Annotated in this window: 9 protein-coding genes (1 of these 9 only partly in view); 3 read left to right on the forward strand and 6 right to left on the reverse strand. The window is 75.2% G+C overall.

What is annotated here, in order from left to right; genetic code table 11:
* On the reverse strand, positions 1-14647 hold the 5' portion of the coding sequence (locus tag AB0O91_RS07055) for a type I polyketide synthase (protein WP_363428838.1). 13808 nt of this gene lie to the left of the window's left edge; 14647 of the gene's 28455 nt are visible here — the first part of the coding sequence; the start codon lies at positions 14645-14647; the stop codon falls past the left edge of the window.
* Positions 14648-14925: 278 nt separating this feature from the next.
* On the opposite strand from AB0O91_RS07055, the gene AB0O91_RS07060 reads away from it, so the two are divergent.
* Positions 14926-15237 (forward strand): hypothetical protein, encoded by a 312-nt coding sequence (locus AB0O91_RS07060; RefSeq protein ID WP_363428745.1) that lies wholly within the window; start codon positions 14926-14928, stop codon positions 15235-15237.
* 102 nt (positions 15238-15339) lie between these two features.
* Here the strand turns inward: AB0O91_RS07060 and AB0O91_RS07065 are convergent, their stop codons facing one another.
* Positions 15340-16377 carry a GDP-mannose 4,6-dehydratase gene (locus tag AB0O91_RS07065; protein WP_363428747.1) on the reverse strand — a complete coding sequence of 346 codons (1038 nt, stop codon included), beginning with the start codon at positions 16375-16377 and terminating at the stop codon, positions 15340-15342.
* A gap of 634 nt (positions 16378-17011) precedes the next feature.
* Here AB0O91_RS07065 and AB0O91_RS07070 point away from each other — a divergent pair.
* Positions 17012-17767 (forward strand): DUF4118 domain-containing protein, encoded by a 756-nt coding sequence (locus AB0O91_RS07070; RefSeq protein WP_363428749.1) that lies wholly within the window; start codon positions 17012-17014, stop codon positions 17765-17767.
* Positions 17768-17956: 189 nt separating this feature from the next.
* Complete coding sequence (locus AB0O91_RS07075) at positions 17957-18337, forward strand: SAV_915 family protein (RefSeq protein ID WP_363428751.1); 381 nt, start codon at positions 17957-17959, stop codon at positions 18335-18337.
* 5 nt (positions 18338-18342) lie between these two features.
* Here the strand turns inward: AB0O91_RS07075 and AB0O91_RS07080 are convergent, their stop codons facing one another.
* The 4 genes from AB0O91_RS07080 to AB0O91_RS07095 form a co-directional block, all read right to left on the reverse strand.
* Positions 18343-18939: a ricin-type beta-trefoil lectin domain protein gene (locus tag AB0O91_RS07080; RefSeq protein ID WP_363428753.1), complete on the reverse strand. Its 597-nt coding sequence runs from the start codon at positions 18937-18939 to the stop codon at positions 18343-18345.
* Positions 18936-19109: a hypothetical protein gene (locus AB0O91_RS07085; RefSeq protein ID WP_363428755.1), complete on the reverse strand. Its 174-nt coding sequence runs from the start codon at positions 19107-19109 to the stop codon at positions 18936-18938. The genes AB0O91_RS07080 and AB0O91_RS07085 overlap by 4 nt, the downstream gene beginning before the upstream one ends.
* 340 nt (positions 19110-19449) lie before the next feature.
* Positions 19450-20646 (reverse strand): hypothetical protein, encoded by a 1197-nt coding sequence (locus AB0O91_RS07090; RefSeq protein ID WP_363428757.1) that lies wholly within the window; start codon positions 20644-20646, stop codon positions 19450-19452.
* Positions 20647-20688: 42 nt separating this feature from the next.
* Complete coding sequence (locus AB0O91_RS07095; RefSeq protein ID WP_363428759.1) at positions 20689-21840, reverse strand: XRE family transcriptional regulator; 1152 nt, start codon at positions 21838-21840, stop codon at positions 20689-20691.
* Between the last annotated feature and the right edge of the window lie 709 nt (positions 21841-22549).

Below are 22549 nucleotides of genomic sequence, written 5' to 3' on the forward strand. Positions count from 1 at the left end.
GCGAGCCGACCCCGCCGGGGTAGCGGCAGCTCATGCCGATGATCGCGATCGGTTCGTCCCGGGTGGCCGGGGCGGCGTCGGGCGCCGGGGCGACGGCCTCCGGGCCCGCGATCCGCTCGCGCAGGTGGCGGACCAGGGCGCGCGGGTCGGGGTGGTCGAAGACCAGGGTGCTGGGCAGGGTCAGCCCGGTGGCGGCGGCCAGCCGGTTGCGCAGGTCGACGGCGGTGAGCGAGTCGAAGCCGACGTCCCGGAAGGCCCGTTGGTCGGAGAGCACCTCGGGCGAGGCGTGGCCGAGGGTGGTGGCGGCCTCGGCGCGGACCAGGTCCAGCAGCCGGCGCTCCTGCTCGGCGGCCGGCAGGACGCGCAGCCGGGCGGCGAACTCGCCGTCCCCGGCGGGCCGGCGGCCCGCGTCGGCGAGCCGGCGCACCTCGGGGACCTCCTCGAACAGCGCGGTGGGCCGGCCGGAGGTGAAGACCGGGTGGTACCGCTCCCAGTCGACGTCGGCGATCGCGAGGACCCGCTCGTCGCCGTCGAGGGCCTGGCGCAGCCCGTCCAGGGCGAGGGCCGGGTCCATGAAGACCAGTCCGCTGCGGCGGATCTGTCCGGGGTCGACCCGGCCGAGTTCGAGGTCGTCGGCCCAGATGCCCCAGGAGACGGCGGTGGCCCGGCCGCCGCGGGCGCGGCGGTGCTCGGCGAGCGCGTTGAGGTAGGCGTTGCCGGCGACATAGGCGGCGTGCCGGCCGCTGCCCCACAGCCCGGCGGTGGAGGAGTAGAGCACGAAGGCGTCGAGCTGGTCGTCGGGCAGGAGTTCGTCGAGGTGCCGGGCGCCGGTGGCCTTGGCGTGCAGGACCTTGGCGAAGGCCTCGGGGGTGGTCTCCTCGATGGACGCCAGCTCGATGACGGCGGCGGTGTGCACGACGGTGCGCACGGTGTGGCCGTCGGCGGCCAGCGCGTCGAGCATCCGGGCGACGGCGTCGCGGTCGGTGAGGTCGCAGGCGACCATGGCGGCCTCGCAGCCGAGGCCGGCGAGTTCGGCGAGCAGCCCGGCGGCGCCGGGGGCGTCCGGGCCGCGGCGGCTGGTGAGCACGATCCGGTCGGCGCCGTCGGCGGCGAGCCGGCGGGCCAGGTGCGGCGCCAGGGTGCCGGTGCCGCCGGTGATCAGGACGGTGCCGCGCGGCGCCGGAGCGGCCGGGCGGGCGGGCGCCGGCTCGGCGCGGACGATCCGGCGGGCGTACGCGCCGGAGGGGCGGACGGCCACCTGGTCCTCGCCGCTGCCGGCGCTACCGCTGTCGCCGAGGGCGCCGGCCAGCACGGCGGCCAGCCGTTCGCCGCCGCGCTCGTCGAGCCGTGCGGGCAGGTCGACCACACCGCCCCAGCGCTGGGGGTGTTCCAGGGCGGCCGTCCAGCCGAGGCCGTGGACCTGCGCCTGCACCGGGTTGGTCAGCCGGTCGCCGCGGGTGGCGGCCACGGCGTCCCGGGTGAGGCACCACAGGGGCGCGTCCCGGCCGGTGTCGCCGAGGGCCTGGATCAGCGCGAGGGTGAGGGCGAGGCCCACGGGCAGGGCCGGGTGGCGCTCGCCGGGCGCTTCGGCGGTGGCGAGCAGCGAGACGATGCCGGTGAGCCCGGCGCCGGCGAACCCGGTGCCGGTGAGCCCGGCGCCGTCCAGGGCGGCGAGCCGCTCGGCGAGCCGCTGCCGGTCGGTGCAGCCGTCGTCCAGGACGAGGTGCTCGACCCGGGCGCCGTGGGCGGTCAGCGCGTCGACGACGTCCTGGTCCTCCCCCGCGGCGGTGGTGACGAGCAGCCAGGTGCCGTCCAGCTCCGCCGCACCGGCGGTGGCGAGCGGCTTCCAGACCGCCCGGTAGCGCCAGGCGCCGAGGGTGGAGCGGTCGCGGCGGCGCCGGTGCCAGTCGGAGAGCGCGGGCAGCACCGGGGCGAGGGCGCCGCTGTCGATCCGCAGCCGGGCGGCCAGCGTCTCGACGTCGGCCTCCTCGACGGCGCTCCAGAACTCGCCGTCCTCCGGCGCGCCGCCGGGGCGCGGGGCGACGGCCCACAGGTGCTCGCGCTGGAAGGCGTAGGTGGGCAGCGGGACGCGGCGGGCGCCGGCCAGCAGGCCGGACCAGTCGGCGCGGGCGCCGCGGACGAAGGCCTGGGCGAGCGAGGCGACGAAGCGGTCGGTGCCGCCCTGGTCGCGGCGCAGGGTGCCGACCGCGGCGGCCCGGCCGGCGCAGTCCTCGGCGGTGGCCTCGATCGTCATGGTGAGCACCGGGTGCGGGCTCACCTCGATGAACAACTCGTGGCCCTGGGACATCAGTTCACGGATCGCCGGGTCGAAGCGGACCGGCCGGCGCAGGTTGCGGTACCAGTAGTCGGCGTCCAGCGCGGCGGCGTCCGACAGTTCCCCGGTGACGGTGGAGTGGAACGGCACCTCGGCGGCGCGCGGGCGGATCGGGGCGAGGGCCGCCACCAGCTCGTCGGCGAGCAGCTCGACCTGGGCCGAGTGCGAGGCGTAGTCGACGCTGATCCGCCGGGCGCGTATCCCGTCGGCCTCGAACTCGGCCATCAGTGCGTCGAGTTGACCGGCGAGTCCGGAGACCACCACGGTCCGCGGGCCGTTCACGGCGGCGATGCCCAGTCCGTCGCCGTGCGGGCGCAGCCGCTCCTCGGCCTCGGCGGCCGACAGCGGCACGGAGACCATCCCGCCGGAGCCGGCCAGCACCCGGGCGATCAGCCGGCTGCGCAGGGCGACCACCCGGGCGCCGTCCGCCAGGGAGAGCGCACCGGCCACCACGGCGGCGGCGATCTCGCCCTGGGAGTGCCCGACCACCGCGTCCGGGTGCACCCCGTGGGCGCGCCACAGCTCGGCGAGCGCCACCATCACGGCGAAGGTGGCGGGCTGGACGACGTCGACCCGGTCCAGGCCGGGCGCGCCGTCGGCCTGCCGCAGCACGTCGAGCAGCGACCAGTCGACGTGGCCCGCCAGGGCGGCCGCGCACTCGGCCAGCCGCTCGGCGAACACCGGTGAGGTGTCGAGGAGTTCGGCAGCCATGCCGGCCCACTGGGAGCCCTGGCCGGGGAACACGAAGACCGTCCGGCCGGCGCCCTCGGCGAGACCGTGCACGGTGTTCGGCGCGGAGCCTCCCTCGGCGAGCGCGGTCAGGCCCGCGCGCAGCTCCGCCGGGTCGTCGCCGAGCACCACGGCGCGGTGCTCGAAGAGCGTCCGGGTGGTCAGCAGCGCGTGCCCGACGTCGCGCGGGCGCAGGGCGGGCCCGGCGTCCAGCTGCTCGGCCAGCCGGGCGGCCTGGGCGCGCAGCGCCGCGGGCGTGCGGGCGGAGAGCACCCACGGGACGGGACCGTCGACGCCCTGATCGGCCGTCGGGACGGCGCTTACGGCGTGCGGGGCGGCGACGGCGGCCGGGGCGGGGACGGCGGCCGGGGCCTCCTCCAGCAGGACGTGGGCGTTGGTGCCGCTGATCCCGAAGGAGGAGACGGCGCAGCGCCGGGTCCGCTCGCCGACCGGCCAGGCGACCGGTTCCTGGAGCAGGGCGACGCTGCCCGGCGTCCAGTTGATGTGGGTGGACGGCTGGTCGGCGTGCAGGGTGCGCGGCAGCAGACCGTGCCGCAGCGCCTGGACCATCTTGATCACCCCGGCCACGCCGGCCGCCGACTGGGTGTGGCCGAGGTTGGACTTCACCGAGCCGAGCAGCAGCGGGCGCCGCGGGTCGCGGTCGCGCCCGTAGGCGGCCTGGAGCGCCTGGGCCTCGATCGGGTCGCCGAGGGCGGTGCCGGTGCCGTGTGCCTCGACCACGTCGACCTCGGCGGCCGAGAGCCCGGCGTTGGCGAGGGCGGCGCGGATGACGCGCTGCTGGGAGGGCCCGTTGGGCGCGGTGAGCCCGTTGGAGGCACCGTCCTGGTTGATCGCCGAGCCGCGGATGACGGCGAGCACCGGGTGGCCGTGGCGCTCGGCGTCGGAGAGCCGCTCCAGGACGAGGACGCCGACGCCCTCGGCGAGGGTCATGCCGTCGGCGGCCTCGGAGAAGGGCTTGCAGCGGCCGTCGGCGGCCAGCGCGCGCTGGCGGCTGAAGGCGATGAACGCGTTCGGATTGGTCATCACGGTGGCGCCGCCGGCCAGCGCGAGGCTGCTCTCGCCGCCGCGCAGCGACTGGCAGGCCAGGTGCAGGGCGACCAGCGAGGAGGAGCAGGCGGTGTCGACGGTGACGGCCGGGCCCTCCAGGCCGAGCAGGTAGGCGAGCCGGCCGGAGAGCACGCTCGGGCTGGTGCCGGTGACGGCGTGCCCGGCCGAGCTGTCGTCCATGCCGAGCCCGTACTCCTGGTACGTGGATCCGATGAACGTCCCGGTGGCGCTGCCGTGCACCGAGGTCGGGTCGATGCCCGCGGACTCGAAGGCCTCCCAGGTGGTCTCCAGCAGCAGGCGCTGCTGGGGGTCCATGGCCAGCGCCTCGCGCGGGGAGATGCCGAAGAAGGCGGCGTCGAACTCGCCGGCCCGGTGCAGGAAGCCGCCGCGGGTGGAGTAGGTGCGGCCGTTGGCGTCCGGGTCGGGGTCGTAGAGGCCGGTGTCCCAGCCGCGGTTGTCCGGGAACTCGGAGGTGGCGTCCAGGCCGTCGGCGACCAGCCGCCACAGCTGTTCGGGGTTCTCGGCGCCGCCGGGGAACCGGCAGCCCATGCCGACGATCGCGATCGGTTCGGCCGGGTCGGCCACCACGATCTGATGCTCCGTCGGATTGCTTTCCCCGCCGAGCAGTTCGCCGCCCAGGAAGGCCGCCAGGGCGAGCGGGTTGGGGTGGTCGAAGGCCAGGGTGCTGGGCAGGGGCAGCCCGGTCAGGGCGGCCAGCCGCTTGCGCAGTTCGACGGCGGTCAGCGAGTCGAAGCCGGCGTCGCGGAAGGCCCGCCGCTCCGGGAGGGCGTCGGCGGAACCGTGGCCGAGGACCACGGCCGCCTCGCGGCGCACCAGGTCCACCAGCAGCCGGTCGCGTTCGGGCCCGGCGAGCCCGCGCAGTCGGCGGGCCAGGTCGGTGGCGGCCCCGGTGCCGGCGGCGGCGGTCCGGGCCAGCGCGCGGACCTCGGGGAGTGCGTCGAACAGCGTGCTGGGCCGGGCGGCGGTGAAGACGGGGGCGTAGCGCTCCCAGTCGACGTCCGCGACGGTCACCACGGCGTCCTCGTGGACGATCGCGCGGCGCAGCTCGGTGAGCGCGCTCTCCGCGGCGAGGAAGCGCAGCCCCTGGCGGCGCAGGCCGTCGGAGACCGCCTCGTGGGCGGCCATCCCGGCGCCGGCCCACGGGCCCCAGGCGATCGAGGTGGCGGTCAGGCCGCGTGCCCGGCGGTTCTCGGCGAGCGCGTCCAGGTAGGCGTTGGCAGCGGCGTAGGCGCTCTGCCCGGCGCTGCCCCAGACCCCGGCGACGGAGGAGTACAGGACGAAGAAGTCCAGGTCGTGGTCGGCGAGCAGGGCGTCGAGGTGGGCGGCGCCGTGCAGCTTGGCGGCGGTGAGGCGGTGCAGTTCCTCGGGCCCGGTGTCGGCCAGCGGGGCGGCCTGGCCGACCCCGGCGGCGTGCACCACGCCGGTCAGCGGGTGTTCGGCCGGGACGGCGGCCAGCACCGCGGCGAGTGCCTCCCGGTCAGCGGCGTCGCAGGCCAGCACGGTGGCGTCGGCGCCCGACTCCCCGAGTTCGGCGAGGAGTTCGGCGACACCGGGGGCCTGCGGGCCGCGCCGGCCGGTGAGCAGCAGGTGCCGGGCGCCGGCCCGGGCGAGCCAGCGGGCCGTCTCGGCGCCGAGGGCGCCGGTGCCGCCGGTCACCAGCACGGTGCCGTCGACCCTGAACTCCTCGGCCCGGGGCAGCTCGTCGACGGGGTGGCGGACCAGGCGGCGGCCATAGGCGGCGGTGCCGCGCAGCGCGATCTGGTCCTCGCCGGTGCGGCGCCCGCCGCCGGCGAGGACGCCGACCAGGCCCTGCACGGTCGGCGCGTCCAGCACCGGCGGCAGGTCGACCAGGCCGCCCGGCGCCTGCGGCCGCTCCAGCAGGGCGACCCGGCCGAGGCCCCAGGCGGCGGCCTGGACGGGGTTGGTGAGCGGGTCGGCCGGTCCGGTGGAGACGGCGCCCCGGGTGACGGTCCACAGCGGGACGGCCGACCGCAGGTCGCCGAGCGCCTGGGCCAGCACGGCGCCCCGGGCGAGGCCGGTCGGCAGGCCGGGCCCGGGGGTGGGCCGGTCGGCCAGCGGGAGCAACGACAGGATGCCGGCGAGTGCGCCGAACCCGTCGATCCGCCGGGCGAGTTCGGCCCGGTCCCGGCAGGCGTCGTCGAGCACCAGCCGTTCCAGCCGGGCCCCGTGGCCGCGCAGGGCGGCGAGCAGGTCCTCGTCGTCGACGCCGTCGGCGGTGGCGACCAGCCAGGTGCCGTCGAGCACGGGCGCGGCGGCGGGCCGGACGGGCTGCCAGCGCACCCGGTAGCGGGCCGCGTCCAGCAGGGTCTTCTCGTGCCGGGTGCGGCGCCAGTCGGCGAGGGCGGGCAGCAGGGCGTACAGGCCGGCGTGGTGTTCGTCGCGCAGGCCGAGCAGTCCGGCGAGTTCGGCGGCGCTGCCGCGTTCGACGGCGCCCCACAGGGCCGCGTCGGCCGGGTCGGCGGCCGGGGCCGCCGGGGCGGGCTCGGCCTCGGGCCAGTAGCGCTGGCGCTGGAAGGCGTAGGTGGGCAGCTCGACCGGGCGGGCGACGGTGCCGGTGCCGGTGTCGGTGTGCAGGGCGGCCCGGTCCGGGACGTGGCCGCGGACGTGCAGGGCGGCCAGGGCCAGGGCGGTGGTGCGCTGTTCGGGGCGTCCGGCGCGCAGCAGCGGCACGGCCGTCACGGCGGTGTCACCGGCCAGGACGTCCTCGGTGAGCGCGGCGAGCACGCCGTCGGGGCCGAGTTCCAGGAAGGTCGTGGCGCCGGCCGCGCGGGCGGTGCGTACCGCGTCGGCGAAGCGGACGGTCTCCCGGACGTGCCGCACCCAATACTCCGGGGAGCGCAGTTCGGCCTCGGTGGCGGCCTCTCCGGTGGTGTCGGAGACCAGCGGGATGCGCGGCGGGTGGAACGCCAGCCCGGCGACGGCGGCGCCGAACTCGGCCAGCATCGGTTCCATCAGCGGCGAGTGGAAGGCGTGCGAGACGCTCAGCCGCTTGGTGCGGCGGCCTTCGGCGGCGAACTCCCCGGCGATCCGCAGGACGTCGTCCGCCGGGCCGGAGAGCACCACGGCCCGGGGGCCGTTGACGGCGGCGAGCGCGACGCCGGGCACCAGGCGGGCCAGCGCCTCCGCCTCGTCGGCCTCGACCGAGACCATGGCACCGCCCTCGGGCAGCGCCTCCATCAGCCGGGCGCGGGCGGCGACCAGGGTGCAGGCGTCGGCGAGGGTGAGCACGCCCGCGCAGTGCGCGGCGGCGACGGCGCCGATGGAGTGGCCGAGCAGCAGGTCGGGGCGCACGCCCAGGGAGTCGAGCAGCCGGAACAGCGCGACCTCGACCGCGAAGACGGCGGGCTGGGCCCAGCCGGTCCGGTTCAGCAGTTGTTCGTCCGCGCCGTGCAGCACCTCGCGCAGCGGGCGCTCCAGCCGGGGGCCGAACGCGTCCAGCACCTCCGTCAGGGCGTCGGCGAACACCGGGTAGTGCTCGGCGAGTTGGCGTCCGGCGCCGAGCCGCTGGGCGCCCTGCCCGGCGAACAGCAGGGCCAGCCGCCCGCCGCCGGTCTCCCCCTCGACGAGTCCGGCGGCCGGTTCACCGGCGGCCAACGCGCCCAGGGCGGCGAGCAGTTCGTCGCGGTCGGTGCCGACGGCCACCGCCCGGTGGTCGAACGCGGAGCGGGTGGTGGCGAGCGCGAGGCCGATGTCGGCCGGGCGCAGCTCGGGGCGGGCGGTGACGAAGGCCCGCAGCCGGGCGGCCTGGTCGCGCAGGGCGGCGGGCCCGCGGCCGGCCAGCGGCCAGAGCAGCACCGGCTGAGCCCCGGCCGGGGCGTCCGGGGCGTTCCGGGTGTCCGGGGCGGCCGGGGCGGGGGCCTGTTCGAGGATGACGTGGGCGTTGGTGCCGCTGAAGCCGAACGAGGAGACGCCGGCCCGGCGCGGTCGGCCGGTCTCCGGCCAGGGGGTCTCCTCGGTGAGCAGTTCCACCGCGCCCTCGTCCCAGTCCACGTGGGAGGACGGCTCGGCGGCGTGCAGGGTGCGCGGCACCAGGCCGTGGCGCAGCGCGAGCACGGTCTTGATCACCCCGGCGACTCCGGCGGCGGCCTGGGTGTGGCCCAGGTTGGACTTCACCGAGCCGAGCAGCAGCGGGAGTTCACGCTCCTGCCCGTAGGTCGCCAGCAGCGCCTGCGCCTCGATCGGGTCGCCCAGCGGGGTGCCGGTGCCGTGCGCCTCGACCACGTCGACCTCGGCGGCCGTCAGCCCGGCGTTGGCGAGGGCGGCGCGGATGACGCGCTGCTGGGAGGGCCCGTTGGGCGCGGTGAGCCCGTTGGAGGCGCCGTCCTGGTTGACGGCGGAGCCGCGCACCACCGCGAGCACCGGGTGGCCGTGGCGCCGGGCGTCCGAGAGCCGCTCCAGCACCAGCACCCCGACGCCCTCCGACCAGCCGACCCCGTCGGCCCGCTCGGAGAAGGCCTTGCACCGGCCGTCCGGGGCCAGCCCGCGCTGGCGGGAGAACTCGATCAGCGAGGTCGGGGTGGACATCACGGTGACGCCACCGGCCAGCGCGAGCGTGCACTCGCCGGTGCGCAGCGCCTGCATCGCCCAGTGCAGGGCGACCAGGGAGGAGGAGCAGGCGGTGTCCACGGTGACCGCCGGGCCCTCCAGCCCCAGGGTGTACGCGACCCGCCCGGAGGCGATGCTCGGCGAGGTGCCGCTGCCCTGGTGGCCCTCGAACCGGCCGCCGGCCAGCAGCGCGGAGTAGTCGTTGTACATCACGCCGGCGAACACGCCGGTGCGGCTGCCGCGCAGCGTGACCGGGTCGATCCCGGCCCGTTCGACCGCCTCCCAGGAGGCCTCCAGCAGCAGCCGCTGCTGGGCGTCGGTGGCCAGCGCCTCGCGCGGGCTCATGCCGAAGAAGGCGGGGTCGAAGTCGGCGGCCTCGTGCAGGAAGCCGCCGGAGCGGCTGTAGCTGGTGCCCAGGTGGTCCGGGTCCGGGTGGTAGAGCGCGTCCAGGTCCCAGCCGCGGTCGGTGGGCAGGCCGGAGACGGCGTCGGTGCCCTCGTGCAGCAGTCGCCAGAGGTCCTCGGGCGAGGCGACGCCGCCGGGGTAGCGGCAGCTCATGCCGACGATGACGATCGGGTCGGCCGCGTCGGCGGCGGGGCGCACCGGCGCCGGGGCGGCGGGGGCCTGCGTACCGGTCAGCGCGTCCAGTCCGTCCAGCACGTGCCGGGCCAGCGCCGTCACGGTCGGGTGGTCGAAGACCACGGTGGCGCGGATCCGCAGGCCGGTGGCGGCGCCGAGCCGGTTGCGCAGTTCGACGGCGGTGAGCGAGTCGAAGCCGAGGTCCTGGAAGGGGCGGTGCGGGTCGACCTCGGCCGGGTCGGTGTGCCGGAGCACGGCGGCGACCTCGGCGCGGACCAGCTCGACCACGGCCCCGGTGCGGGCCCGGTCGTCCAGCCCGGTGAGCCGGCGGGCGAGCGTCCCGGCGGTCTCCGTGGCGGCCGCGGCGGCACGCCGGGCGGGGGTGCGGATCAGGCCGCGCAGCAGCGGCGGCACCTCCCGGCCGGCCCGCAGCACCGGCAGGTCGAGCCGGACGGGCAGCAGCAGGGCCTGCGGGCGGGCGAGGGCGGCGTCGAACAGGGCGAGGCCGTCGGCGGCGGCCAGCGCCGGGGTGCCGGCCGCGGCCAGCCGGTCGAGGTCGGCGCCGGTGAGGCCGCCGGTCATGCCGCCGGTCGGTGCCCACGGCCCCCAACCGAGCGACTGCGCGGGCAGTCCGGCGGCCCGGCGGTGGTGCACCAGGGCGTCGGCGAAGGCGTTGGCGGCCGCGTAGTTGCCCTGGCCGGGAGCGCCGGCCGTGCCGGTGAAGGAGGAGAACACCGTGAAGGCGGCCAGGTCGAGGCCGCGGGTGGCCTGGTCCAGGTGCCACAGGGCGTCGCCCTTCGGCCGCAGCACGGCGGCCAGCCGCTCGGGCGTCAGCGAGGTGATCACCCCGTCGTCCAGCACCCCGGCGGCGTGCACCACGGCGGTCAGCGGGTGCGCGGCCGGGATGGCGGCCAGCAGCCGGTGCACGGCCGTCCGGTCGGTGAGGTCGCAGGCCTCGACGGCGACCTCGGCGCCCGACTCGGCGAGGGCGGCCGCCAGTTCGGCGGCGCCCGGCGCCTCGGCACCGCGCCGGCCGACCAGCAGCAGCCGCCGCACGCCGCGCTCGGCGACCAGGTGCCGGGCCAGCAGGGCGCCGAGCCCGCCGGTGCCGCCGGTGACCAGCACCGTCCCCGCCGGGTCCCAGGCCGCCCCGGCCCGCTCCCCGGCCGTCCCCGCGCCGGTGGCTCCTGCGGCCGTAACGGCCGTACCGGCATCGGCGGCACCGGCCCGGGCCAGCCGGGCCGCGAGCACCTCGCCGCCCCGGACGGCCAGCTGCGGCTCGTCCCCGGCGAGCGCCCGCTCGGGCAGCGGGCCGCCGGCCGGGTCGAGGTCGACCAGGCCGAACCGGCCCGGGTGCTCGGCCTGGGCCGAGCGGACCAGGCCCCAGACGGCGGCCGCGGCCGGGTCGGTGAGCTCCGCCGCCGCCCCGGTGGTGACGGCGCCGCGGGTCACGAAGACCAGCCGGGCGCCCTCGGCCGTCTCCCCGGCCAGCCACTCCTGGAGCCGGCCCAGGGCCAGGGCGGTCAGCGCGTGGGCCGAGCCGACCGGGTCGGCCGGATCGCCCGCGAGCGGCACCAGCAGCACGTCGGCCGGGCCGTCACCCGCCGTCGGCAGGCCGAGGCCGAGCGGGTCCGGCCCGGCGACGGCCACCGACCCGGGCACCCGCGCCGCCCCGCCGCGCGGACGGGACCAGCGCAGCTCGAACAGCGCCCGGGCCGCCGGACCGCCGCCGGCCCCCGCACCGGCGAGGGCGTCCGGGCCGTTCGGGAGCGCCCGCAGCGCCAGCGCACCGACCGAGGCGACCGCGCCGCCCTCGGTGTCGGTGACCGCGACGGCGACCTCGTCCGCACCGGTCGCCGAGAGCCGCACCCGGACGCTCGACGCCCCGGCCGCGTACAGGCTGACGTCCTGCCAGCAGAACGGCACCCCGCCGGGCACCAGGAAGGCCGCCGCGTGCAGCGCCGCGTCCAGCAGGGCCGGGTGGAGGCCGAACCCGGCGGCCTCGCCGCGCACCGCCTCGGGCAGCGCGACCTCGGCGAACACCTCCTCGCCCCGGCGCCAGGCGGCGGTCAGCCCGCGGAAGGCCGGCCCGTAGTCGAAGCCCGCGGCCGCCAGCCGCCCGTCCAGCCCGTCCGGGCCGGCCAGCTCCAGCGGCTCCGCGCCGGCCGGCGGCCAGGTGTCGAACTCCTCGTCCGGGCAGGGGTGTTCACCGACGGCCAGGACACCGTCGGCGTGCTGGGTCCACGGGGCGTCCTCGTCGCCCTCGGGGCGGGCGTAGATCCCGACGCCGCGCCGCCCGGTGCCGTCCGGCCGGCCGACCCAGACCTGGACCTGCACGCCGCCCTGCTCGGGAAGCGCCAGCGGCGCGGTGAGGGTCAGCTCCTCGACCCGGTCACAGCCGGTCCCGTCGCCCGCGCGCACCGCGAGTTCCAGGAACGCGGTGCCGGGCAGCAGCACGGTGCCGGCCACGGCGTGGTCGGCCAGCCAGGGGTGGGTGCGCCGCGACAGCCGCCCGGTGAGCAGCAGCCCGTCGGTGTCGGCGAGCGAGACGGCGGCGGACAGCAGCGGGTGGTCGGCCGAGCCGAGCCCGGCGGCCCGGACGTCACCGGTGCGGGCCAGGGCGCTCTTCGGCCAGTAACGGCGGTGCTGGAAGGCGTAGGTGGGCAGGTCGACGTGCCGGGTGCCGGTCCCGGCGAAGTAGCCGTCCCAGCGGACGGGCACGCCCCGGACGTGCAGTCCGGCGAGTGCCTCGGTCAGCGCCTCGGTCTCCTCGCGGCCGGGGCGCAGCGCGGCCAGCGCGGTCACCGGCCCGTCGAGGCAGCCGTGGGCGAGGGCGGCGAGGGTGCCGTCCGGGCCGAGTTCGAGGAACAGTCCGGTGCCGTGGGCGCCGAGCCAGTCGACGGCGTCGGCGAAGCGGACCGTCCCCCGGGCCTGGTCGGCCCAGTAGTCGGCGGAGCTGAGCTGTTCGACGGTGGCGGGCGTGCCGGTGAGGGTGGAGACCACCGGGATGACCGGCGCCTGCGGGGAGAGTCCGGCGACGACGGCGCGGAGGTCGTCGAGCACCGGGTCCATCAGCGGCGAGTGGAAGGCGTGCGAGACCCGCAGCGGGCGGACCTTGCGGCCCAGGGCGGCGAAGTGCGCGGCGACGGCCGCGACCGGCCCGTCCGCCCCCGAGACGACCACCGCGGCCGGGCCGTTGACGGCCGCGATCGCCACCGACTCGCCGAGCAGCGGCCGGACTTCGGACTCCGCCGCCTGGAGCGCGACCATCGCGCCGCCCTCCGGCAGCGCCTCCATCAGTCGGGCCCGGGCGGAGACCAGCGCGCAGGCGTCGGCGAGCGGGAAGACCCCTGCGACGTGCGCGGCGGCGATCTCGCCGACCGAGTGGCCGGCCAGGAAGTCCGGGGTGACGCCCCAGGACTCCAGCAGCCGGAACAGGGCGACCTCGATCGCGAACAGCGCGGGCTGGGCGTGCCCGGTGCGGTTCAGCAGTTCCTCGTCGGTGCCGAGGATCACCTCGCGCAGCGACGGCCCCGGGCGGTCGTCGAGGACGGCCAGCACCTCGTCCAGTGCGGAGGCGAACACCGGGAAGCGGGCGGCCAGTTCGCGGCCCATGCCGAGCCGCTGGGCGCCCTGCCCGGCGAACAGGAAGGCGAGCTTGCCGCGTCCCTGGACGGTGCCCCGGACGAGTCGGGGGTCGGCGGTGCCGGCGGCCAGCGCGGCGAACGCGGCGGCCGCCCCGGCCCGGTCGGGCGCGGTGACCACCGCACGGTGCTCCAGGGCCGCCCGGGTGGTGGCCAGGGCGCGGGCGAGGTCGGCGTCGCTGCCGGGGCCGGGGCCGTCGGTGCCGGGGGCCGGGTCGGCCGCCAGGAAGTCCCGCAGCCGCTCCGCCTGGGCGCGCAGCGCCTCCGGGGTCCGGCCGGAGACCGTCCAGGGCAGCGCCGCGGGGGCCGGGACGGACCCGCCCCCGGAGACCTCCAGTGCCTCCAGCGCCTCCGGAGTCTCCGGCGCCTCCTCGATGATCACGTGGGCGTTGGTGCCGCTGAGCCCGAACGAGGACACCCCCGCCCGGCGCGGTTCGGCGCCCTTCGGCCACGGGGTCGCCTCGGTGAGCAGCCGGACGGCCCCGGACTCCCAGTCGACGTGCGAGGACGGCGCGTCCACGTGCAGGGTCCGGGGCAGCAGGCCGTGCCGCAGCGCCAGCACCGTCTTGATCACCCCGGCCAGACCGGCCGCCGCCTGGGTGTGGCTGAGGTTGGACTTCACCGAGCCGAGCAGCAGCGGCTTCTCCCGGTCCGCCCCGTAGGCGGCCAGCAGGGCCTGGGCCTCCACCGGGTCGCCGAGCACGGTGCCGGTGCCGTGCGCCTCGACCGCGTCGACCTGGGCGGGCGAGAGCCGGGCGTTGCGCAGCGCCTGCTCGATCACCCGTTGCTGGGACGGGCCGTTGGGGGCGGTCAGGCCGTTGGAGGCGCCGTCCTGGTTCACGGCGGAGCCGCGCAGCACGGCCAGCACCCGGTGGCCGTTGCGCCGGGCCGCCGAGAGCCGCTCCAGCACCAGCACCCCCACGCCCTCGGACCAGCCGGTGCCGTCGGCGGCGTCGGCGAAGGAGCGGCAGTGGCCGTCGGCGGCCAGCCCGCCCTGGCGGGCGAACTCCACGAAGGTGGTGGGGGTGGACATCACGGTGACACCGGCGGCGAGCGCCAGCCCGCACTCCCCGGCGCGCAGCGACTGGGCGGCCAGGTGCAGGGCGACCAGCGAGGAGGAGCAGGCGGTGTCCACGGTGACGGCCGGGCCGACCGCGCCGAACACGTACGAGAGCCGGCCGGAGATCACGCTGGTGGCGTTGCCGGTCAGCACGAAGCCCTGCACGTCGTCGTCCGGGCCGGTGCGGTAGTCCTGCGGCATGGCGCCGACGAAGACGCCGGTGCGGGTACCGCGGATCCCGGTGGGGTCGAGGCCGGCCCGCTCGAACGCCTCCCAGGCGGTCTCCAGCAGGACGCGCTGCTGGGGGTCCATGGACAGCGCCTCGCGGGGCGAGATGCCGAAGAAGCCGGGGTCGAAGTCGGCGGCGCCGCACAGGAACCCGCCCCGGACGTCGGTCGGGCCGTCGGCCGGGTCGAGCTCCCAGCCGCGGTCGGCCGGCAGGCCGGTGATGCCGTCCCGGCCGTCGACCAGCATCGCCCAGAGGTCCTCGGGGCCGGCCACCCCGCCGGGGAAGCGGCAGCCCATGCCGACGATGGCGATCGGCTCCCGGGCGGCGGACTCCAGTTCGTCCACCCGCTGCCGGGAGCGCTGGAGGTCCGCGCCGGCCCGCTTGAGGTAGTCCCGGAGCTTCTGTTCCTTGTCCATCATCGACGCAACCCATCTGGAGGACCGGCGAACGGCAGGGGGTCCGCTGGGGACGGCCCGCGTGCTCCGCACCGGCGGCGCTCGCATTCCCGCACTTCGGCGATCAGTCTCGATCGGCCCGGCACGGGAAATCCCTAGGGTCTTCCGGGGTGGTGGACGAACGGCCTGCGGACTCTAGGGAATTGCCGGGCGTTCCGGCTGGATCGTCGGATCCGCGAGCCATGGGTGCGGTCCGTCGGGCGCGCCGCGGGCCACCGACGTCGACGAGGATGACCGCCATGCCCGAATCCGTCCCGCACGGGGACCAGCCGAGACCGCCGCGCCCCGCCGAGGGGGCCGCGGACGAGACGGCGGAGCAGCTCAGCGCGCTCGACGAGCAGCTGATCGCCCAGCTGGTCCAGCGGATCCGGCTGGCCCGGGGCCACCAACTGAGCCGCCGCGCGGCCGGGTTGCCGACCACCAGCCTGGCCCAGGAGAACGCGATGCTGCGCCGCTACGCCGCCCGGCTCGGCGACCAGGGCGCCGGGATCGCGCTGGCGATCCTGGAGCTCTCCCGCCCGCCGGCCGTCCCGGCGCCGGAACGGCCGTAGGGCCTGTCCCCCGGAGGGCGGCGGACCCGGCGAGGAGGACCCGGGAGCCAGGCCCCGGTCCTCCGCCGCCCGCCCGCTCCGCCGCCCGCCCGGCCCCCGCCGTCACCAGCGCGCGCCGGTCAGCACCTCGCCGTAGTCGCGGGCCAGCCGGGCCTGTTCGAGGTCGGACTCGACCATCATCCGCATCAGTTCGGCGAAGTCCACGGTCGGCTCCCAGCCCAGGGTGCTGCGCGCGTTCCGCGCGTCGGCGCAGAGCGTCTCCACCTCGGCGGGGCGCACCAGCGCGGGATCGACCTCGACGTGCGCCTCCCAGTCCAGGCCGACGCAGTCGAAGGCGATCCGGGCCGCGTCGCGGACCGAGTGCATCCGGCCGGTGCCGATGACGTAGTCGCCCGGTTCGTCCTGCTGGAGCATCAGGTGCATCGCCCGCACGTAGTCCCCGGCGAAGCCCCAGTCGCGGACGGCGTCGAGGTTGCCGAGCAGCAGCCGGTCCTGGAGGCCGAGTTTGATCTGCGCGACCGCGAGCGAGATCTTCCGGGTCACGAACTCCGCGCCGCGGCGCGGCGACTCGTGGTTGAACAGGATCCCGGAAACGCCGTACATCCCGTAGGACTCGCGGTAGTTGCGGGTGATGTAGTGCCCGTAGGTCTTCACCACCCCGTACGGGCTGCGCGGGTGGAACCGGGTGGACTCGTGCTGCGGGGTCTCCGCGACCATGCCGAACATCTCGGAGCTGGAGGCCTGGTAGAACCGGATCTGCCCGGGGCCGCCGGGGGTCGCGGCGGGCCTGTTGATCCCGCTGACCATCCGGATCGCCTCCAGCACCCGCAGCACGCCGGTGCCGTTGACCTCGGTGACCAGCTCCGGCTGGCGCCAGGACATCGGGACGAAGGAGATCGCCCCGAGGTTGTACACCTCGTCCGGCTGGATCGTGTCGACTGCGGACACCAGGCTGGTCTGGTCCATCAGGTCGCCGTCGACGAACCGCAGCTCCGGGATCAGCCGGCTGACCCGGTCCTTCCGGGGGTTCGCCTGTCCCCGGCTCAACCCCCACACCCGGTACCCCAGGGAGATCAGGTGCTCGGCCAGGTACGACCCGTCCTGGCCGGTCACCCCGGTGATCAGTGCTCGCTTGGACATCCGTTCCCCTTCAGCCACTGCTCGCGGTGCGCTCTCGGCACCTGCCAGCGAACCACCGGCGGGGCTAAGGAATTTGCGAGACTTCCCGGGCCTGAACGGGCCCGGGACGGGCGGGGACGGGCCGGGACAGGCCCGGACGTGCGCCGTCGGGGCCGGTGACGGGGGGCGCGCGGTACGGGAAGCGGCACGCTGTCCACCGGTGCGTCGTCTCCGACGCGACCGTCTTCCCCGGGACAGCGGTACCGCCCGACGTACCCGTTGGCATCGCCGCGCGCCCCCACCCCCTGTTTCACCAGCCGCCGAGCCGTCCCGGGCGCAACCCGCCCGGACCGGGACTCGGCACAACGGTCCGCCGCCAGGCCCCACGCCCGGGTGGCGGATCGTTTCCTCGCAGCTCACGCTAGGTGCGCCCGAGCCGGCCCAGGCCCGTCCATACGCCTTCTTGACGCCTCCGGCGACCATCTTGACGCGCCCTTCGCGCCGGAACGCCGCAACCGCAACCGCAGCCGTCGCACCGGGCCGCCGCCCCGGCCGCCCCGTTGCCCGGCCGCCCGCGCAAGGGATCCGCCAAGGACGGCGGACCGCCCCCGTCCGTCGGCGTGGCCGTGCTACACCGGACGACAGGAGGTGTACGATGCGCCGATTCGCCGTTCGGGCCCCGGTCCCGCTGCTCGCGGCCGTGACGGCCCCGCTCGCGCTCTGCGCGGTGCTGCTGCCGTGGCGCGAGGACATCGCCGACTCCGACGTGGCCCTGCTGCTGGTGGTGGTCGTGGTGGCGGTGGCCGCCCTCGGCCGCCGCAGTGCCGGCGCGCTCGCCGCGGCAGTGGCGGCCCTCTGGTTCGACTTCTTCTTCACCCGCCCCTACGAACGCTTCACGATCAGCAAGTCCGGGGACCTCACCACCGCGGTCCTGCTGCTCTGCGTCGGCCTGGCGGTCTCCCAACTCGCCGCCAAGGCCCGGCAGTTCGAGGTCGTGGCGATCACCGACGCCGGCTATCTGGCCCGGATCCACGACACCACCGTGCTCGCCCGCACCGCCGGCACGGCGCTCACCGTGGTCGACCACGTCCAGGCCGAACTGATCGACGTGCTGCAGCTGCGCGGCTGCCGCTTCGAGTACGGCTCCCTGCTGGGCCACCCGCCGCGCCTGGAGCACGACGGCTCGGTGACCGTCGCCCGCAGCCCCTGGGACGCCGACCGGCTCGGACTCCCGGACGGCGAGGTGGAGCTGCGGCTGTTCGGGAACGGCACGTACGTGGGCCGGTACCTGCTCCGGCCCACGCCCGGCACGGTTCCCTCCCGGCAGGCGAGGCTGGTCGCCGTGACCCTGGCCGACCAGGCCGGAACGGCACTGGAGAGCCTGTGGGGCCCGCACGACACGGTCGACTGACCGCACCGCCCGGGCCCCACCACCGGGCCGCGCCCGCACGATCGTCAACAGACCATAAGGATCCCACCGTCCGGGATCAGGGAGGCGTCAGGACGGCGCTCCCGCCCTCCGCCCGCGGGCATAGCCTCGGTGGTGCACCCCGGCGATCCCGGGGTGCACCACCAGAGCCCGCACCCGTGGAGGACCACCATGAACCAGCGCCTGTACACCGAGGACCCGGAGCCGTCCGAACGCCACCCGGCCGGACCTCTCCTGGTACCCGTCCGGTCGGGCCCGCTGGGCCACACGGCCCGTGTCTTCCGTACCGCGCTGGGCGACCGCACGGCGGTCGCCTTCACCTCCGAGGAGCGGCTCACCGCCGTGCTGGGCCCGGACCAGCCCTGGATCACCCTGGCCGAGCCCGCCCTGCGCGCCCTCACCGAGCCGCTCGGCGTCACCGCCCTGACCCTCGACCCCCAACTGGCCGCCCCGGCGCCGCGGTCGCTGCCCCGGCACCCCGCCCCGGCCACCGCCGCCGCCGCCGAGCCGCCGCACGTCCGACAGCCCGTCGGCAGCGCCGCCGACCGGTAGTTCGCCTAGTGGACCATGCTCCAGATCTGCCACCTGTTGGAGTGGTTGTCACAGGTCTTCTTGAACTGGCCGATGTCGAAGACCATGTTGTTCGCGTGGCCCGCCTGCCCCCGGTCCAGGCAGAAGTCGAACTCGCTGCGGCCCGACAGCGGGCCCGACGGCTGCCAGTTGAGGAACTGGAAGCTGCTGGACGGGTTGCCCGCGGTGTTCCCGACCCAGGTCATGTTCCACTGGTCCCGGTAGTTGCCCGCGTCGCAGCTGTCGGTCTTGGCCTCGTAGCCGTTCCCGGCGAAGTACTGGACCCGCAGACAACGGCCGGTCCGGACGTTCTGGATCTGCACCCTGCTGTAGTAGTTGTCCACGTCCGGGGCGTAGGACGTGACGTTCCAGCGCTGGAAGTCGCCGCCGTTGCAGGGCAGGACGTACAGCGACCCGTTGGCGTTGCTGTCCAGGCAGTCGAGGCCCTGGTCCTGGAGGTCCTTCAGCTGGACGTTGCGCTGGTAGGTCGCGGCGTGCGCCGCCCCCGACAGGGTCAGCGTGCCGGCCAGGGAACCGACGGTCATCGCACCCGCCACCACCACGGCCCTGAGCTTCTGCCTCATATGCCGCACACCTGCCAGTTGTGGCTGGCCTCGTTGCCGCCGGTGGCGAAGCTGTGGCCGTTGCCGTAGTAGTCGGTCGGGCGGCAGGTCGGCGTCTTGCCGCCGCTGAAGGTCAGCCCGATGTGCAGCCTCGGCTGGCTGTAGCCGTAGCCGAAGCTGTCGATGGGCACCAGCTTCGAGGACCCGAACGCGCCGTACTGGGCCAGGTTCCCGATGTCCGCCTTCCCCGCCCCCGTGGTCCCCCTGACCTCCGCAGGCCACCGGCCGTGCCGCGCCCCATCATGTCGGTGAACGAGGTTGCCGGAGAACGACGTTGACCGGACATTGGCCGGACGCTTCGCACTGCCGCCCGTCGGGCCCCCGTCGGAACGCTACGGCGGGCTCTCGCCAAGGGGCAGGACCTGTGGTTCACCGCGCGGGGCCTCCCCTGCCCAGCAGCAGTCCATGTAGCCGCCGCGCGGCCGACAGCACATCAGATGGCCGTGGGCAGGGTCCTGGACCAAAGGCTCACTACCGAGGAGGCTCTCCCAACAGAGCATTCCGGTGCTGCCAGGCGAGCCGCAGAAGCGCCGCACCGGCGGGCTGCATCGGCTCGACGCCGGTGAGGCGGTCCACCTGCTCGGCGGTGAAGGGAATCCCGGCCGAGCGCCCGGTCGCGTCCTCCTGCCCGACCCGGCGGCCCTCGTCGTTGGTCGAGACGATCCGCTGGAACGTCTCGTCGAACAGGTCCGCATCGAACACGGCCACGGTCAGCATGTCGGTGACGAAGGTGAGCGGATCCATGCCGAGGCCCAGCCAGAAGATCCGCAGTCTCCCGTCCTCGCGAGCAGCGGAGAGTGACCTGTTGAGTGGCCAGATCGCGTAGTCGATGGGCGCCAGCTCGCTTCCGTAGTCCTCCGTGTCACCGAGCAGTTCCTCACTCAACTCCCGGAGGATGGCGCGCCAGAGGTCGAAGTCGTTCTGCTCGTTCCATGGTGCGTCGTGTGACGCCTGGAACATGCCGACAGGCATGACTTGGTACAGGCCTCCGCCGCTGGCGACCTTCTCGGGATCGCGCCAGTGCAACACGAACTCGGCGTGGCCGGTTGCCCGATCGTTCCGGATGGTCAGAGTGCTCGTTGCCGCCATGACGGGCCGGCGCGCGAGGTCGGTCGGATCGGCGACGGACACCCGGAAGGGCGTTGCCGAAGGATCCACCGGCTTGTCCGGGCTCGCCAGGGCTGCCGCGGCGTACTCGTGCGCGGCGGCCTCGCAGATGTTGATCACATCGAAGTACCGGCCACGGCCGAACGTCAGTCTCGGACCGGCTGCCGACGCCTCGACATCGAGCAGGCGATAGCAGTTCCGGTTCTCGAACAACCTTGGTTTGGCGAGATCCCGGACCGCGTCCGCATAGTCGCGGTACGCGGTCCCGTCCTCCCGGTGCGGTCGGATGTGATCGAGCTCGGGCTCACTACCGTTCACCAGTGCTGCGGGCGCGTGTGGCTTCCAGGTCAGCCGGACGCGCTCCAACGGTACCGGCTGTTCCGGGATCCAGTGCGGCCGGGCCAACAGGGGCGTCCCGGGGATGAGACCTGCGGGCGGGTTCTCTGCCAGCAGCCGACCGGTCAACGTGTAACGCTGGTCGTTCAGGAAGCCGCGCACCCGTCGCCACTGCGCGCCACTATCGGACGGGGTGGGTCGATCATTCACGGGGGCGCTGGGCACGATGCTCCTTCTCTGCACGGGGGTGCGACGCCTTGCGGTCCGCTACGAGCCGAACAGCAGGTCGCGGTGCTTCCAGACCAGAGCCAAGCATGCCGCGCCCGGCGGCGCCATGGGCTCGTTTCCGATGAACTGTAGGACGTTCTGCTCGGTGAACGGGATACCGGCGGAGGTGTCCCGGCCGTTCCATTCCGTGACGGTCACCCCCTCGGCATTGGTCTTCACCACCTCACCGAACACCTCCTCGAAGACCTCGTCCTCGATCACGAGCGCCGTCGGGATGGTCGCAGCCAATGTGAGCGCGTCACAGCCCACGCCGAAGCAGTACACCCGGACCCTCCGGGTTCGCCGGGCTCGCTCAAGGGCGCGATAGAGCGGCCATCGCTCGTAGTCCAGCGGCCGACTACCGGAGCCGTCGTACTCCGGTGCGCCCAGCAGTTCCTCGTTGAGCTCTCTGACGATGTTCCGCCACAGGTCGAAATCGCTACCCGCAGGGTCTCCGGCGATAGCACTGGGCTGGAATTCCCCGGCTGGAATGGCGTCGTAAAGGCCGCCCGCCGTAGCCACCTTGTCCGGATCACGCCAGTGGAGCAGGAAGGTCGCCTCGCCGGAGGACCGGACTCGGACCAGCAGCGTGGTGATGGCCGGCACGACTGCGCGCAGATCCAGGTCGAACGGATCACTCACCAGTCGCCGGAGGGGCAACCGGGCCCAGTTCGCGAGCCCCTCGGTCGAGCGGGCCGCAAACTCATGCCCGAGCGCCTCGGAGACGTCGAGCTTGTCGAAGTAGGTGGCCAGGCCGAAGGAGAGCTCGCCGTCTCCGTCCGGGCCCCACTCAACACCGGTCAGTCGATAGCTCGGCCGGTTCTCGAAGAGCGACGGCGAGTCGATGTACCGGATTGCCTGGGTGTATCGCTCGAACGAACGACTGGGGCTGTACAGCGGCAGGATCTGCCGCGCTTCGAGCTCGCTTCCGTCGACCAGGGGAGCCTGCATCTCAGCACCGCCGGTCCACCTGAGACGCACGCGCTCGATCTCCACCGGTGCCGGTGCCGACCATTCGGGCGGCATCAGAAGTGCCGTACCCGGGACATGGAACTCGATCGGATAGAGCGCACCGGCCGCACGAGAAAGCTCACTCCGGTGGGTGTTGAGGTAGCGGCGTACATTCCGCCAAGCACTCTGACTGAACGTCACCTCATCAACTGTCGAGCCGAGCCGGGAAGTCGGCGGTCGCTCCGCCTGTCGAGGCAACTCCGCGCCCGGGATGCTGAACCACAGGCGCTCTGCCGGAACGCTCAACACCCTGGCACAGTGGATGAGGGAGATGAGATCCGCAACGGGCGGCCCCGTCTCGATCCTGCTGATTTGAGCCTGAGTCAAGCCGAGCCATCGACCGACGGTGCTCTGCGGAATTCCCCGCGGCCCGTACTCAACCCGGTGGTAGGAGTGAAGCCGGTAGGCCCGCACGATGCGACCGATGTGTCGGTCCCCGAAGGCCGAGGCGAACTCCTGCGAGCTCCAGAACTCAACTGGGACATCCGGTGGTTGGTCGACCGCCTGCGATCGACCTGTCGACCGGCACGGCGAACACAGGACGCCTCGTTGATCCATGGCCAGCCGTGCACCACACCGGCGGCACGCGAACGCCGCCCCTCCCCCAACCGACACTGCCGCCCCTGATCCGCTCGACCGAGACCTCAATCTGACGGACAGTATAGAAGTCGCCACGATCGGTGCCCGTCGATCTATGCATCGCACGCATACAGGTCACCCCAGTCCGGCATGGAAGCAGCGGAGCCGGATCGCCACCCTGGTTACCGGCTGCCAGGACAACCGGTCCCTTCGCACTCCAGGCAGCCGGCCAAGCTGATCGGCACCCGTCAGGGTGCGCGACCCGGAACGG

The sequence above is a fragment of the Kitasatospora sp. NPDC089797 genome (assembly GCF_040684795.1).
GTDB lineage: Bacteria > Actinomycetota > Actinomycetes > Streptomycetales > Streptomycetaceae > Kitasatospora.